13 protein-coding genes and 1 other RNA gene are annotated in these 14,967 nt (G+C 41.4%); 2 read left to right on the forward strand and 12 right to left on the reverse strand.

From position 1 onward, the window contains the following. Window positions 1-10: 10 nt before the first annotated feature. The 11 genes from ruvX to AC0VYH_RS15310 all read right to left on the reverse strand — a co-directional run bounded on the left by ruvX (window position 11) and on the right by AC0VYH_RS15310 (window position 11,718). Window positions 11-430 carry a Holliday junction resolvase RuvX gene (ruvX, locus tag AC0VYH_RS15260; RefSeq protein WP_226614489.1) on the reverse strand — a complete coding sequence of 140 codons (420 nt, stop codon included), beginning with the start codon at window positions 428-430 and terminating at the stop codon, window positions 11-13. A 9-nt stretch (window positions 431-439) separates the two neighbouring features. Next, a complete protein-coding gene (locus AC0VYH_RS15265; protein ID WP_048312684.1) occupies window positions 440-703 on the reverse strand; it encodes an IreB family regulatory phosphoprotein in 264 nt (87 codons plus the stop codon). A gap of 79 nt (window positions 704-782) precedes the next feature. After that, window positions 783-3,416, reverse strand: a complete 2,634-nt coding sequence (gene alaS, locus AC0VYH_RS15270; protein ID WP_475367769.1) for an alanine--tRNA ligase — start codon at window positions 3,414-3,416, stop codon at window positions 783-785. 375 nt (window positions 3,417-3,791) lie between these two features. Beyond that, on the reverse strand, window positions 3,792-4,847 hold the full coding sequence (locus AC0VYH_RS15275) for an AI-2E family transporter (protein ID WP_242057263.1): 1,056 nt from the start codon (window positions 4,845-4,847) through the stop codon (window positions 3,792-3,794). A gap of 29 nt (window positions 4,848-4,876) precedes the next feature. Next, a complete protein-coding gene (locus tag AC0VYH_RS15280) occupies window positions 4,877-5,065 on the reverse strand; it encodes a hypothetical protein (RefSeq protein WP_194219443.1) in 189 nt (62 codons plus the stop codon). Between the two features lie 177 nt (window positions 5,066-5,242). After that, the gene (recD2, locus tag AC0VYH_RS15285; protein ID WP_194219442.1) at window positions 5,243-7,513 is read right to left on the reverse strand and encodes an SF1B family DNA helicase RecD2; all 2,271 of its coding nucleotides are present in this window, start codon (window positions 7,511-7,513) and stop codon (window positions 5,243-5,245) included. 27 nt (window positions 7,514-7,540) lie between these two features. After that, a complete protein-coding gene (locus tag AC0VYH_RS15290; protein ID WP_194219441.1) occupies window positions 7,541-8,209 on the reverse strand; it encodes a tetratricopeptide repeat protein in 669 nt (222 codons plus the stop codon). A gap of 109 nt (window positions 8,210-8,318) precedes the next feature. After that, on the reverse strand, window positions 8,319-9,434 hold the full coding sequence (gene mnmA / locus AC0VYH_RS15295) for a tRNA 2-thiouridine(34) synthase MnmA (protein WP_194219440.1): 1,116 nt from the start codon (window positions 9,432-9,434) through the stop codon (window positions 8,319-8,321). A gap of 44 nt (window positions 9,435-9,478) precedes the next feature. Further along, entirely contained in the window at window positions 9,479-10,621 is a 1,143-nt protein-coding gene (locus AC0VYH_RS15300; protein ID WP_475372717.1) for a cysteine desulfurase family protein, read from the reverse strand. A 37-nt stretch (window positions 10,622-10,658) separates the two neighbouring features. Further along, window positions 10,659-11,078: a cysteine metabolism transcriptional regulator CymR gene (gene cymR / locus AC0VYH_RS15305; protein ID WP_160918687.1), complete on the reverse strand. Its 420-nt coding sequence runs from the start codon at window positions 11,076-11,078 to the stop codon at window positions 10,659-10,661. Further along, window positions 11,011-11,718: a YczE/YyaS/YitT family protein gene (locus AC0VYH_RS15310; RefSeq protein ID WP_194219438.1), complete on the reverse strand. Its 708-nt coding sequence runs from the start codon at window positions 11,716-11,718 to the stop codon at window positions 11,011-11,013. The genes cymR and AC0VYH_RS15310 overlap by 68 nt, the downstream gene beginning before the upstream one ends. 147 nt (window positions 11,719-11,865) lie before the next feature. Here AC0VYH_RS15310 and AC0VYH_RS15315 point away from each other — a divergent pair, with 147 nt between their 5' ends. Both AC0VYH_RS15315 and AC0VYH_RS15320 read left to right on the forward strand, forming a co-directional pair. After that, complete coding sequence (locus AC0VYH_RS15315; RefSeq protein WP_194219437.1) at window positions 11,866-13,209, forward strand: AAA family ATPase; 1,344 nt, start codon at window positions 11,866-11,868, stop codon at window positions 13,207-13,209. Window positions 13,210-13,358: 149 nt separating this feature from the next. Then, window positions 13,359-14,027 carry an RsfA family transcriptional regulator gene (locus AC0VYH_RS15320; protein WP_283153942.1) on the forward strand — a complete coding sequence of 223 codons (669 nt, stop codon included), beginning with the start codon at window positions 13,359-13,361 and terminating at the stop codon, window positions 14,025-14,027. Between the two features lie 729 nt (window positions 14,028-14,756). Here AC0VYH_RS15320 and ssrS read toward each other — a convergent pair. After that, window positions 14,757-14,940: non-coding RNA, 6S RNA (gene ssrS / locus AC0VYH_RS15325), on the reverse strand. Window positions 14,941-14,967: the final 27 nt, after the last annotated feature.

The following is a 14,967-nucleotide window of genomic DNA, read 5'->3' on the forward strand; positions in this document are numbered from 1 at the left end:
TTTCACCTCATTAATTTTGCTTGCTGTCTAAGTATCCTTGCAGAATCATAACAGCAGCCATTTTGTCGATCACTTTCTTACGCTTCTTACGACTCACATCAGCACTAATCAGCATGCGTTCTGCAGCGACGGTTGTTAGTCTTTCATCCCACATGTCAACTGGAATATTAGTCGTTGTCTGAATAAGTTCTGCAAATGCCTGGCAGGCTTCGCCACTCGGACCAATTGAGCCATTCATGTTTTTAGGAAGTCCAACGACAATCTTGCTGACATCATTCCCATTAATGATTTCCATTAAACGATCAGGAATCACATCCTGCGCTTCTGGGTTACGTTTCACGGTTTCTAATCCCTGTGCCGTCCATCCCATCGCATCGCTTAGCGCTACGCCGATTGTTTTTGTACCGACATCCAATCCAAGTGTTTTCATGCTGTCTCCTTATCCCTGATGATGAGTAAGATACGATTTCACAAGCTCTTCAATTAATTCGTCTCTTTCAAGCTTACGAATTAAGCTTCTCGCATCATTGTGTCTCGGAATGTAAGCCGGATCCCCAGAAAGGAGGTAACCCACGATCTGGTTAATCGGATTATAGCCCTTTTCTTGAAGAGCACTATAGACGGTGAGTAACACTTCCTGGACATCATGATTATATGCGTCGTCTGGAAAATTAAATTTCATTGTTTTGTCCATCGAACTCATTCCTTACACCTCTTTCTCCGATCCCCATCTAGAATCGTAACTAGTCAACTAATTCTTATTGTACACTACTAAAACCAAATTAGGAAATGGATTTCACCCAATCTGTTGTGTAAGCAAGAGCATCATCCAGTTTCTCTGGATTTTTGCCACCTGCCTGCGCCATATCCGGTCGGCCACCGCCACCGCCACCACAGCGAGTAGCAAGCTCTTTAATCAATTTCCCTGCATGATACCCCTCTTTTACGAGGTCATCTGTAATTCCAGCAGCTAACTGAACCTTCCCGTCTGCACCGCTACCAAGTACAACAATGACACTGCCAATCTGTGCCTTCAGATCATCGACAATACTACGAAGGTTATTCATATCTGTATCGATGCGTTTAGCAACTACTTTCACACCGTCTACTTCTTGAACATCTCCTGCCATCTGTTTTGCCTCAACATTTGCAAGTTTTGACGTCAATGAGTCATTTTGGCGTTGTAATTCACGAATCTGACCAAGTAGTGCTTCTGTTCTTGATGGAACATCCTTCACATTTGATTTTAACAAGTCAGCCGTATTTTTCAAAATTGATACTTGTTGATTTAGAACCTGGTAAGCTCCTTCGCTTGTTACAGCTTCAATACGACGCGTTCCTGCACCAATGCCTGATTCAGAAAGAATTTTAAACAATCCAATTTCTGCTGTATTTTGAACGTGTGTACCTCCACATAGTTCAAGACTATAATCACCAACACGTACAACGCGAACAGAATCTCCATACTTTTCACCAAACAATGCCATAGCTCCCATTGCTTTAGCTTCGTCAATAGGCTTTACCATCGTATTCACTGGAATATTAGCCCAAATTTGATCATTCACTTGTTTTTCAATCTCTTCAAGCTCTTCAGATGTAATCTGTCCAAAGTGAGAGAAGTCAAAGCGAAGTCGCTCTGAACCAACGAGTGAACCAGCCTGGTTTACATGCTCACCAAGAACATCTTTTAAAGCCTGATGAAGCAAGTGAGTTGCCGTATGATTCTTTACAATTGCAGAACGGTTCGAACGATTGATTTCAGCTGTTATTTTTGCTCCAGTTTTTATCGTTCCAGATTCTACAACCGCCGTATGGACGTGTTGGCCATTTGGCGCTTTTTGTACATCCGTTACGCGAAGTTGAACATCTTCACCACGAATGATACCAGGATCTGCAACTTGCCCGCCGCTTTCAGCATAGAAAGGCGTGCTTTGGAGAATAACCTGGATTTCGTCGCCTTCTGACGCTACCTCAGTCAGCTCTTTATCTTTTATGATTGCGACTACTTCTGTATCAACAGACCGCTCTTCATAACCGACAAAATCGCTTTCGACTGAAATGTCGCCAAGCGCGCCACCTTGAACCTGCATGGAACCTACATCCTGACGAGCATCTCTAGCACGTTTACGCTGCATTCCCATTTCCTGTTCGAAACCTGTACGATCAATTTCCATGCCTTCTTCTTCAGCATATTCCTCCGTTAATTCCACAGGGAAACCGTACGTATCATAAAGTCGAAACACATCGCTACCAGAGATGACATGATTACCAGCTTCTTTTTCTTTCTTCATAATGTCTGAAAGAATTGAGAGTCCTTCATTTAATGTTTCATAGAAGCGGTCTTCTTCATTCTTAATTACTTTTTGGATGAATTCCTTCTTCGCATTAACTTCAGGATAGAATTCAACCATGATGTCCCCAACGACTGGTACAAGTTCATACATGAATGGACGGTTAATACCAATTTGCTTAGCGAACCGAACTGCTCTTCTAAGTAATCTTCTTAGTACATATCCGCGACCTTCGTTCGATGGAAGGGCACCGTCACCAATGGCAAATGTAACTGTTCGAATATGATCAGCGACTACCTTAAATGCTGTATCTCCCTCTCTGGAATCTCCATAGTTCACTTCTGCCATTCGCTCTGTTTCACGAATGGTTGGCATAAAGAGGTCTGTATCATAGTTTGTTTTTGCATCCTGAATAACCGATACCATTCGTTCAAGTCCCATGCCCGTATCAATATTCTTCTTAGGTAATGGTGTATAAGTACCATCAGGGTTATGATTAAATTGGGAGAAAACAAGGTTCCAGATTTCAAGATAACGCTCATTCTCTCCACCAGGATAAAGTTCTTCTTTAGGATCTTCGAAACCATACTCTTCTCCACGATCATAGAAAATTTCCGTATTAGGTCCACTTGGCCCTTCCCCGATATCCCAGAAGTTACCCTCTAGACGGATGATACGCTCTTCTGGAAGTCCAATTTTCTCTTTCCAAATGGTAAATGCTTCATCATCTTCCGGATGAATTGTGACAGATAATTTATCAGCATCAAAGCCAATCCAATTCTCGCTAGTTAGGAATTCCCATCCCCATTCAATCGCTTCTTCTTTAAAATAATCTCCGATAGAGAAGTTCCCAAGCATTTCAAAGAACGTATGATGGCGTGCTGTTTTGCCTACATTCTCAATATCGTTTGTACGAATTGATTTTTGAGCATTTACAATTCTTGGGTTGTCAGGTGTTACGCGACCGTCAAAATATTTTTTAAGCGTAGCTACACCACTATTGATCCACAGTAAAGTTGGATCCTCATGTGGAACAAGAGATGCACTTGGTTCCACCGAATGACTTTTTTCTTTAAAGAAATCGATAAACATTTGTCTTACATCTGCTGATGATAAGTTCTTCATACTAATTATCCTCCTTTAGTTACTCAGTAATGGATTTTGGTGGTGGTGTTTTTTGAACGCAAAAAAACTCTCACCCCTGAATAAATCAGGGACGAGAGTTTTGTTTAAATGCTCACGCGGTACCACCCTGGTTATAGACAAAACTGTCTATCACCTCAAGCGACCGTAACGAGGTCGAGACGGCGGGGATTAACCCGCACTCAGGATTAGCTTTCTGCTGATCTTGTTCTTAAAGCTCTTACAGCCAGGGAGCTTCTCTCTAACGAATACAGTTCGTATTCAAGAATAGGGGTCAACATACTCGTTCCGTCAATGTGTTTAATTCTTAATCTCTGGGATTATTATAGTCAGAGCAGCATTCGTTTGTCAATTGCTTCATTCATCTTCGTTTCGATAGAGAAAGAGTGCTTTCAGAACCGCAAGAGCAGGCACTGCAAGAATTAGTCCGATTACGCCAGCAATCTCTCCCCCTGCAAGAAGTCCAAAAATTATGATGACCGGGTGAATGTGCAGACTTTTCCCAACAATATAGGGCGATAGAATATTACTTTCAATAAACTGAAGAACCACAATAACGATAATCGTAATGATCGTCATTTTAACTGAAACGGTCGATGCAATTAATAGTGCTGGAGCCGCGCCAAGAAAAGGTCCAAAGTATGGGATAATATCCGTTATACCAACGATAATCCCCAGTAGAATTGCATATGGAAGCTTAATCAACCAGAACCCCAGTGCCGCAAGAACACCTAACACCGAAATGACAAAAAATTGACCTCGAATATAATTACCAAGCGATTCATCTATTCGGATGAGTAGGTTCTTTCCGGGTGCTCTCCACTTAGGTGGCGTTATTCTCCATGCTGTTTTTTTTAACGTCTCAAAATCCTTCAGTAAATAGAACACGATGAAAGGAATAATCATAATGACAAAAAAAGAACTAAGTAACTTCTTTGCTAATTCAACCGCCAATGTCAATGTATTGTTAACAGCATCTTCAACATCCTGAAAAGTTTGATCAACCTTTCCTTGTAAAGCAGGAGGTAAATTTGAAGTGAAGTCATATGTATGATGCACAGCATCCCGATACATATCAATGAACATTGGAACGTTCTCCATTAACTCCTGTGACTGTTTCACAATATGAGGAAGCCCCTTAAAAATCGCATAGCCAGTACCTCCAAAAAACAGAACATAGATTAAAAGTACAGCTATCCCTCTTGGCAAACCTTCTTTATGAATTTTCTCTACAATGGGATGAAGCAAATAAGTTATAAGAGAAGCAATTAAAAATGGAACAATTAAAACAGTTAACACATCGATGATCGGATCCCAAATTGGAGAAAGCTTCAGCAATAAATAAATGCATAAAAAAACTAGCAGAAGGGTCGTTAAATAAATGATCCAGTTCAGGTTCCATTCACGCTTCACTGTCAATCCCTCCTGCTAGCAAATACCATCTACAACTCAACTCGCATATCATAGTCTTCAAATAAATCATCCAGGGATGTCAGCGATCCGTCCTCTTCCACCTGGTGTAAGGAAAGAACTCCTTTAATAATCGACATTTCCACAAAACAGTTCCAACAATAGAATTGATTTGCCCCGATTTTCCCTATATTTTTACTTTTACAATTTGGACATTCCATCTCCATATGCCTCCTAATCCAGCTATTTAAGAAGATATACACCATCCTGTCCAGTTTGAAATCATTCTATACGGCATTTGTAAAGTAATCGCTTCTTTTCAACAGAGCCTCATGTTCATAAGGCGTGAATTACCTAGTAAAGCTAAATAGAAAAAAGCCAGAGATTTTCTCTGGCTTCTACATCGACTCTTCAATTGTCTTTTGTTCCCCAATCATTTCTTGCAATTTCTCCGTTAATTGCGTGTTTCGAACCTGATCATCTTCTGTTTGGATAGCTAGTTTAATGGCCTCTTCTTCTCCACATAAAATCAAATAATCCTTACTCCTTGTAACGGCTGTATAAAGAAGATTTTTTCGTAGCATCCGATAATACCCTCTTACAATAGGAAGAACAACAATCGGAAACTCACTACCCTGGGATTTATGAATGGAGCAGCAGTAGGCATGTGTTAATTGATTAAAGTCAGGCCTGTCATAAACTACTTCTTGTCCATCAAATGAAACAACAAGCTGATCCTGCTTTTCAATATTTTCTTTCGCAAAGAATACAGAAACAACTTCGCCCATATCACCATTGTAGACATTGTCTTCAGGATTGTTTACAAGTTGAAGAACTTTATCACCGACTCGATAAACGAGATCTCCATGCAAAAGCTCTCTTCGCTGCTCTGTTGCAGGATTAAACAGCTTTTGAAGCTCCTGATTTAGCCGATCCACTCCTGCCGATCCTCGATACATTGGAGCCAGAACTTGAATATCCCGAGGAGAGTATCCCTTCTTTAATGCATTGCCACACACTTGCGAGACAACCTCTATAATCTGTGCTTGGGAACAAGGAAAGAACCTCCGATCAGGCGTTGGTTTCCGAAACTCTTCTGGAAGCTCTCCTTCTTTAATAGAGTGCGCGAGATCAATAATCGAAGAGCCTTCAGCTTGTCGATAAATGTCCGTCAGTTTACTAACGGGAACTGCATGTGAATCGATCATATCCTTGAGCACCTGTCCTGGCCCTACCGAAGGAAGTTGGTCTTCATCACCAACAACAATCACTTGAATTTGAGATGGTAAGGATTTAAATAATTGATTGGCAAGCCACACGTCAACCATGGATACTTCGTCGACAATTAACAACCTGCCTTCAATCGGATTATTCTCATCATGCTCAAATCCCGCCTCACCTTTCCACCCAAGTAATCTATGTATCGTAAAAGCCGGTAGTCCTGTTGCTTCACTCATCCGTTTCGCTGCTCTTCCTGTTGGTGCTACAAGTAGCACTGGAAACGGCTTATCCTTTGAGTAATCTTTCGGTTCGAGTGAAAGTCCATTTAACTCAGCATAGAGCTCCACAATCCCTTTAATAACCGTGGTTTTCCCCGTACCTGGTCCGCCAGTTAAAATCATAAACGGAGAAGCGATTGCTTTTTGTACCGCTTCACGCTGTGAGGGAGCGTATTGAATACCAAGTCGTTCTTCAAGGTCTCCTAGAGCGCGATAGAATTCAGATTCCGGAAAAGAGTCAGCATACTCCGTTTGCGACATCACATTATTTAATCCAGTCACAAGACCTTTTTCAGCATAGTAAAGTGAATGTAAATAGATTCTCTCTCGATCAAGAATCAATTTATCACTCTCGTAAAGAGAGATCAGTTCCCTTGAAATATCTGCTTCATCAAGCTTATCACCTAGTAACTCATTCACAGATTGAATCAATGCATCGTACTCAAGATACACATGTCCCTCCTGTAACGTTTGTTCATTTAACGTATGAAGACATGCTGCCCGAATGCGATCAGGATGCTTTCCTTCAATACCAATCGATCTCCCTAAATCATCCGCACGTCGAAAACCAATACCTTCCACATCTTGAATAAGCTGATATGGATTTTTCTCAACAATCTCGAGCGTTTCTTGCTTATAGGCTTTAAAAATTTTCATCGATAGTCTCGGTCCAAATCCTAACTCAGTTAATCGAATCATAATTTGGTCAAGCCCCTGATGCTCCATTAGAGAATCATATAGTCCCTTTGCTTTTTCTTCAGATAGCTTTGGAACCTTACTTAATATTGATGGATCACGCATAATTTTAGCTATGGCGCGCTCACCTAACACATCAACAATCGATTCAGCTGTCTTTTCACCAATTCCATGGAATAAATCACTAGATAAATATTGGATAAGCCCTGGCTTTGATTCAGGCATCTGTCTCTCAAATGATTCAACAGCATACTGTTTCCCATAACGGGGATGATCCGTAAAGCGTCCGTAAAATACATACGTCTCATCTTCAAGAAGTCGAGGAATCATTCCATTCACGACGACTTCTTTCTCATCATAAGGTTCGTTCGTTTCAGAAATCCGAAGTCTTGCCACTCCATACAAACTATCTTCATTAAAAAAAATCATTTGAATGGGTCTTCCTTTGATATACCCTTTTTGTGGCTGATCCATAAGATCTTCTCTCCAATAACTTAAAATTTAATTGTTATTGTTCATCGCTTGTTCCATTTGTTTCTTCCCGTTTCCTGCTAAGAGATGATCTGGTTGGATAGCGAGTGCACGATCAAAACAGCTTATTGCTTTCGTCAAATTTTCTTGATAAGCATAGCTCACACCTAAATTAAACCACGCATCGGCATGATCCGGATCCTCTTCAACGACTCTCTCAAACTGAGGAAGCGCTACATCGATTGCCCCATCTTGCGCGAGACAAAGTGCATACTGAAAACGCGCTTCCGTATCTTCCTCATTGAGCTCAACAGCTCTCTGGAAGAAAGGTAATGCTAATCGAAGTGCATCCTGCATCATAAAGCACTGACCAATCATAAAGTGAACATCACTTTGGTCAAGCCCCTGCTGGATTGCTTTCTGGTACATGTCTGCAGCGTCTTTATACTGCTCTAGTTCAAAGAATGCGTTTCCTGCGCCATAATAAGCAGTCCCCTGCGTTTCATCCAAATCAATCGCTTTTTCAAAATATGCGACAGCCTGCTTAATTTCTCCTGCCTGTGCGAGGAGATTTCCAATATTCGTATAAGCAACTGGATCTTTAGGATTCTCTTCTATTGCTTCATAAAGTAGCGTTACAGCTTTTTCTAATTGTCCATTATTCATTGCTTCAATCGCTTGTTCATTTTTATTACTCATTTAAAAAAACTCCTTATTTCTTTAACTTAATCTCTAGTTTAGCATAAGTTAGCGGCGGTTTCTCCACCTCAAAAAACAGCCTCATTTCATTTCGAAATGAGGCTAATTGTTAAACGTATGTTAGTTCACTTGCATTCTTAAATACTTGATCAATCGTTGCTCCGCCGAGACACTCATCACCGTTATAGAAAACAACGGCTTGTCCAGGTGTAATAGCGCGTACTGGTTCATCAAATGTTACTTTCAAGCGATCGTCATCCAGCTTTTCCACCGTAACGCCTGAATCTTTTTGACGATAGCGGAATTTCGCTGTGCAAGAGATATGCTCTTCTATCGGAAGATTCGAAACCCAGCTTGAATTCACTGCAATAAGGGAATCAGAGTATAAGAGATCATTATGGAAACCCTGGTCAACATAAAGAACATTATCGTCAAGATTCTTACCTACCACGAACCATGGTTCACCGTCGCCACCAATTCCAAGGCCATGACGCTGACCAATTGTATAATACATCAATCCATCATGCTGTCCTTTTTCTTCTCCACCAAGCGTCATCATTTTGCCTGGTTGAGCAGGAAGATATTGTCCAAGAAATTCTTTGAAATTACGCTCGCCGATAAAGCAAATTCCTGTGCTATCCTTTTTCTTAGCTGTAGCAAGACCCGCTTCTTCCGCAATCTCTCGAACTTTTTTCTTCTCGATGCCTCCAAGTGGGAACATTACTTTAGAAAGTTGCTCTTGCGTGAGCTGATTCAAAAAGTAAGTTTGATCTTTATTGTCGTCTACACCACGAAGCATTTTGACTTCTCCGTCGCGTTCGACCACTTGCGCATAGTGCCCTGTCGCAAGGTAATCTGCTCCAAGCGTTAGTGCATGTTCAAGAAATGCTTTGAATTTAATTTCTTTGTTGCACATAACATCAGGATTTGGTGTACGTCCACCTTTATATTCATCTAGGAAATAAGTAAACACTTTATCCCAGTATTGCTTCTCGAAGTTGACTGCGTAGTACGGAATGCCGATCTGGTTGCATACACGAATAACATCATCGTAATCTTCTGTTGCTGTGCATACCCCGTTTTCGTCGGTGTCGTCCCAGTTTTTCATAAAAATGCCGATCACGTCATAGCCTTGTTCTTTCAACATTAATGCAGCTACTGATGAATCAACACCTCCGGACATTCCAACCACGACTCGTATATCTTCATTCTTACGTGCTGCCATGGTTGCACCTCCTCTTCTTTAACACAAATTGTGTCCTGACTATTTTATAACTTCTTCAAACGATTGACAATCTTAACGACTTCACTCGCAGCTTTTGTGGCATCTTCAATTGCATTTCCATATCCAAAGCTAAAACGAATGGCCGTTTGTGTTCTCTCATTATCACCAAACATCGCTGTCAACACATGTGAAGGTTCATGCGATCCAGCCGTACAGGCCGAACCACTCGATACTGCAATACCTGCAAGATCTAGATTCATTAACATCGGTTCCACTTTTGCATCTAAAAAACTAACATTGAATACATGTGGAAGAATATGATCCTGATCACCGTTGATACGATAAGGAATGGATGCTTCTTCAAAAATACCTAGCATCACTTGCTTCATATTCTGATAAAGCTCCACTTTCGCTTCTCGATCAATCCGCATTAATTCAGCTGCCTTCTCCATTCCTACAATGCCAGCAACGTTCTCCGTACCTGCTCGTCGTTTTCTCTCCTGTTCACCGCCAAATGAATGAGGCAACAGCTTTGTCCCATCCTTAACATAAAGAAAGCCAACGCCCTTTGGACCGTTGATTTTATGTGCTGAAACAGAAAGAAGATCTACGCCAAGTTGCTTTACATCAAGATCGATTAAGCCATACGCTTGGACGGCATCGGTATGAAACAGAATATCAGAATCGTTTGCCAACCTGGCGATCTCTGCAATTGGCTGTACTGTCCCAACTTCATTATTACCATACATAACTGTTATTAAGATTGTCTCTGGCCGAATCGCCTTTTCTAGATCATCTATAGAAATTCTACCATTCTCATCTACAGGTAAGTACGTTACGACAAATCCTTCTTTTTCAAGTACTTTACAAGCATTCAGTGCAGCATGATGCTCAATCTCTGTTGTGATAATATGGTTTCCTTTAGCAAGGTTTCCTTTAGCAGCTCCTACAATTGCTAGATTATCTGCTTCTGTACCCCCACTTGTGAAAATAATTTCATTAGCTCGAGCATGAATACTGCTCGCAAGATTATTTCTCGCTTCATCAAGTGCATGACGCGACTTACGGCCAAACTGATGAATACTTGAAGGATTACCAAAATCACTTTTTAGTGATGAAACCATCGCTTCAATAACATCGGGATGGACCGGAGAGGTCGCAGCATGATCCATATAAATTGCACTCATTATTAGTCACCTCTTACTACCAGCAGCGAGCCGGCTACTAAATATAAAACATATAACTATCTTGCTCTCCTTCACCTTCATAGGTGGCAAGATCTTCTAGCGTTGTAGAATCGAGAACATCTTTCACAGCGTCTCGTATTTTTAACCACAGATCTCGTTTAGCAGGTTCTTCATCGTCCATAACTTCAACAGGACTAATGGGCCCTTCTAGAACACGAATGATATCTCCCGCTGTAATTGAACTTGCTTCTTGCGCTAGAATATAACCACCATATGCCCCTCTAACACTCTTAACAAGACCAGCATTTCTTAATGGAGCGACTAGCTGTTCAAGGTAATGCTCTGATAAATCTTTGCTTCTAGCAATGGATTTTAAAGAAATCGGACCATCACCGTGCTTTTTTGCTAACTCCATCATAATTGTTAATCCGTATCTTCCTTTTGTTGATATCTTCAAATCTGCCACCTCTTTCTATCAATCGAGCCACAAGTTTTTTGCACTGTGGCAATGAATAACCCACAATTGGCCCTATCGTAATACAAAACAAAAGTGTTCCCACATGAATAGGACCATTCAAAAGCCATCCAAGAGAAAGGACAACTATTTCCATAGTAAGTCGGATATGTTGTACCTTCCATCCCGTTCGTTCTGTTAATACAAGCATCAAACTATCTCTTGGACCTGCTCCACGATCTGCTGCAATATAGAGACCGATGCCGTACCCCATGATCAGAATACCACTAACAAGCATAACCAATTTGCCTATCAAATGATCCGGAGTTTTTAAAAAAGGAACCCATAAATAAATATCGATAAACACACCTACGAGCAGCATGTTTAGAAAAGCACCTAATTTTGGCCAGGTTCGATCTAATAATGAAGTCGAGCCTATAATCAGAAAACCAATTAGAATTGACCATGTGCCAATTGTTAATCCAAACTGCTGATACAGTCCAATATGGAAGACATCCCATGGCGCGCTACCGAATTCAGCTTTAATCATCAGAGAAATGCCAAAAGCCATAACCAAAAGACCTAATACAAATATTCCCCAGCTCATCCAGAACCATGGTATGCCTTTGTTATCTGGTTTCATCTCATCCCTCTTAACTCAATCTTCTATCATCTATTTAGCCATTGATTCTGTTAGTAAACCTTCGCTATTATAGCACGAACCGGTTTTTCTTGCATTTCCAAAACCCGTATAGTATGTTTCAACTAACTATGAAAGGACGGGTGTTCTATGGATTTATTTGATTACCCAAAAGAAAACAACAATACTTCTTCTGGACCTCTCGCTAGCAGAATGCGACCTAGATCCATTGAAGAATTTATCGGCCAAGACCATATTATTGGTGATGGCAAATTATTGAGAAGAGCCATCCAAGCTGATCAACTTACTCCAATGATTTTTTTCGGTCCACCAGGAACCGGTAAAACAACACTTGCACGTATTATAGCCAACACTACATCTGCTCATTTCGAACAGTTAAATGCTGTTACTTCAGGAGTAGCTGACATTAGAAGACTCACGTCTGAAGCAAAAGATCGCTTAAAGCTTGATGATCAAAAAACGGTGCTCTTTATAGATGAAATCCATCGCTTTAATAAATCACAGCAGGATGCACTTCTTCCTTTTGTTGAAGATGGAACGATCGTGTTAATCGGAGCAACAACAGAAAGCCCAATGTTTGAAATTAATGCGGCTCTTCTTTCTCGTTCAAGATTATTTCGATTTGAACATCTTAATGAAACAACTATTAAAAACATTCTTTATCAGGCGATTAACGACAAGGATCGCGGCTTTGGAAGGTACGATGTTGAAATCGAGGATGAAGCCATTGAGCATCTCATAGACGTTTCTAATGGAGACGCTAGAACAGCTCTAAACGCGTTAGAACTCGCCATCCTTACAACGACTCCAAATAAAGATGGGAAGCTTGTAATTAGTCTTGCAATTGCAGAAGAATCCATCCAGCAACGCGTGCTTCAATATGACAAGGATAGCGATAATCACTACGATACCGTTTCGGCCTTTATTAAAAGTATACGAGGATCTGATCCAGACGCTACGCTTTACTGGTTAGCAAAAATGATCTATGCAGGTGAAGATCCTAGATTTATCGCGAGACGCCTTTATGTCCATGCTGCTGAGGATGTTGGATTAGCCGACCCAAACGCACTTCTGATTGCCCATGCGGCCAGCTATGCGGTCGAATTTATCGGTATGCCGGAAGCTAGAATTCCACTAGCCGAAGCAGCGTTATATCTTGCCACCGCTCCAAAAAGCAATGGGGTGATTTCAGGTATAGATGCTGCACTTGCAGCAGTAAAAAAAGAAAAAAACGGAACAGTTCCTATTCATTTACGTGACTCACACTACAAAGGAGCTTCAGAACTAGGGCATGGGATTGACTACAAATTCCCGCATGACTATCCAGGAGGATATGTCCCTCAACAGTACCTTCCTGATCACATGGTCAGAAAAACGTTCTATAAACCTACTGAGCGCGGGCACGAAAGAACGATCCAAAAGAGACTTGATTATTTCGCTGAACGCATCAAATCCGATAGCAAGAAATCTTAACAGCAGGGCTTATGCTCTGCTGTTTTTTCTATTCACTCTTGCAATCTACCTCAAATTTACAAGACTTCTGTATAAATTCTTCCATACTGGCAAAGCTATGATTACTTTCAAAACGCAAAATGTTAATCACATAAAGGAGCTGAATGAAAATGAAAGTAAGACAAGATGCCTGGTCTCATGAAGATGATTTAATGCTTGCCGAAACAGTGCTGCGGCATGTAAGAGAAGGCAGTACGCAATTAAAAGCCTTTGATGAAGTTGGTGATCGACTAAGTCGCACATCAGCCGCTGTCGGATTCCGCTGGAATGCCATTGTCCGCGAAAGATACGAGCAGGCCTTAAAGCTAGCGAAAAAGCAGCGAAAAGAAATGAAACGAGCCGAACGAAGGCAGCCTGAATACACAAATAAAGAAACACATACGACTGTTTCCACCCAAGAACAACCAATCTCACAACCATTAATTGAAACTTCAATACCATACACCGAACCGGTACAAATGAAAAAAGAAATGACTATGAGAGAAGTAATCTCATTCTTATCAAACTTAGAACAATCCGCTTCCTCAACAAACAGACTTAGAACAAATGTCGAGAAACTAGAATCAGAGAATCAACACCTAAAAGAAGAAAACACCCTTCTTCATCAAAAAATCAAAACACTCGAGAACGAACAACAAATCATGAAAGAAGATTACCAATCCCTCATCCAAATCATGGACCGAGCCAGAAGAATGGTCGTCCTAAACGACAACGAAGACCACAACGTCCCAACATTCAAAATGGATAAGAATGGGAACCTAGAAAAAGTCGCAAGGTGAAAACGAAAAGCGGAAGCGCCCGTTTAGCCTCGACAAGCGCTGGAACCCTCTAAAAAGAACACGCTCTTTGTGTTCATTTTAGAGGGTGAAGCGATCGAGAGGCTGGGCGCTGCAGCTAGACACCAAAAGCGGAAGTGGGGGTTTAGACACGACAGGCACTGGAGCCTTTTCATTTGAACACGGTCTTTGTGTTCGGATGAAAAGGTGAAGTGACCGAGGGTCTGCCCACTGCAGCTAGATCATGAAAAGCGGAAGCGTCCGTTTAGCCTCGACAAGCGCTGGAGCCCTCTAAAAAGAACACGCTCTTTGTGTTCATTTTAGAGGGTGAAGCGATCGAGAGGCTGGGCGCTGCAGCTAGACACGAAAAGCGGAGACGAGCGTTTAGAAACGGAGATATTGGAGCTCTTGAACTAGAACACGCCTTTTGTGTTCTAGTTCAAGAGCGAAATATCGCAGTTTCTGTGAGTCGCAGCTAGACACGAAAAGTGGAAGTGGGCGTTTAGACCCGGCAGGCACTGGAGCCCTCCAAATTGAACACGCCCTTTGTGTTCGAGTTGGAGGGTGAAGTGACCGAGAGTCTGCCCACTGCAGCTGGACAAAAAAAGTGGAGACGAGCGTTTAGAAACGGAGATATTGGAACTCTTGAACTAGAACACTTAATAAACCATTCAAACAGAAAAAGCATCCGTTCAAAATGAACGGATGCTTTATTAATTGTCATAAAAATAGAAGAGCCCCAACTGTGCCGTCCTTTCCATAATCGTTGAACCTGCATTGGCAGGTGGGTGCCTTATCCCATTCTCCGTAAGTCCTCAGCTACCGAGGCATGTACTTTGAATGGAAAGAGTCAGGCTCCCGTTGTAAAAGTGTTGGCTCAAATTATTATGGAAGTAAACGAACACTTCAGGACTCTTCGTTAACTTGTAATTGAATTATAGCA

The sequence above is a fragment of the Anaerobacillus sp. QJM3NY_32 genome (assembly GCF_056173645.1).

Bases quoted from the DNA above. Each gene is read 5' to 3' on its own strand.
- ruvX (WP_226614489.1), bottom strand. From the start codon at position 430: ATGAAAACACTTGGATTGGATGTCGGTACAAAAACAATCGGCGTAGCG.
- AC0VYH_RS15265 (WP_048312684.1), bottom strand. From the start codon at position 703: ATGAGTTCGATGGACAAAACAATGAAATTTAATTTTCCAGACGACGCA.
- alaS (WP_475367769.1), bottom strand. From the start codon at position 3,416: ATGAAGAACTTATCATCAGCAGATGTAAGACAAATGTTTATCGATTTC.
- AC0VYH_RS15280 (WP_194219443.1), bottom strand. From the start codon at position 5,065: ATGGAATGTCCAAATTGTAAAAGTAAAAATATAGGGAAAATCGGGGCA.
- recD2 (WP_194219442.1), bottom strand. From the start codon at position 7,513: ATGGATCAGCCACAAAAAGGGTATATCAAAGGAAGACCCATTCAAATG.
- AC0VYH_RS15290 (WP_194219441.1), bottom strand. From the start codon at position 8,209: ATGAGTAATAAAAATGAACAAGCGATTGAAGCAATGAATAATGGACAA.
- mnmA (WP_194219440.1), bottom strand. From the start codon at position 9,434: ATGGCAGCACGTAAGAATGAAGATATACGAGTCGTGGTTGGAATGTCC.
- AC0VYH_RS15300 (WP_475372717.1), bottom strand. From the start codon at position 10,621: ATGAGTGCAATTTATATGGATCATGCTGCGACCTCTCCGGTCCATCCC.
- AC0VYH_RS15310 (WP_194219438.1), bottom strand. From the start codon at position 11,718: ATGAAACCAGATAACAAAGGCATACCATGGTTCTGGATGAGCTGGGGA.
- AC0VYH_RS15315 (WP_194219437.1), top strand. From the start codon at position 11,866: ATGGATTTATTTGATTACCCAAAAGAAAACAACAATACTTCTTCTGGA.
- AC0VYH_RS15320 (WP_283153942.1), top strand. From the start codon at position 13,359: ATGAAAGTAAGACAAGATGCCTGGTCTCATGAAGATGATTTAATGCTT.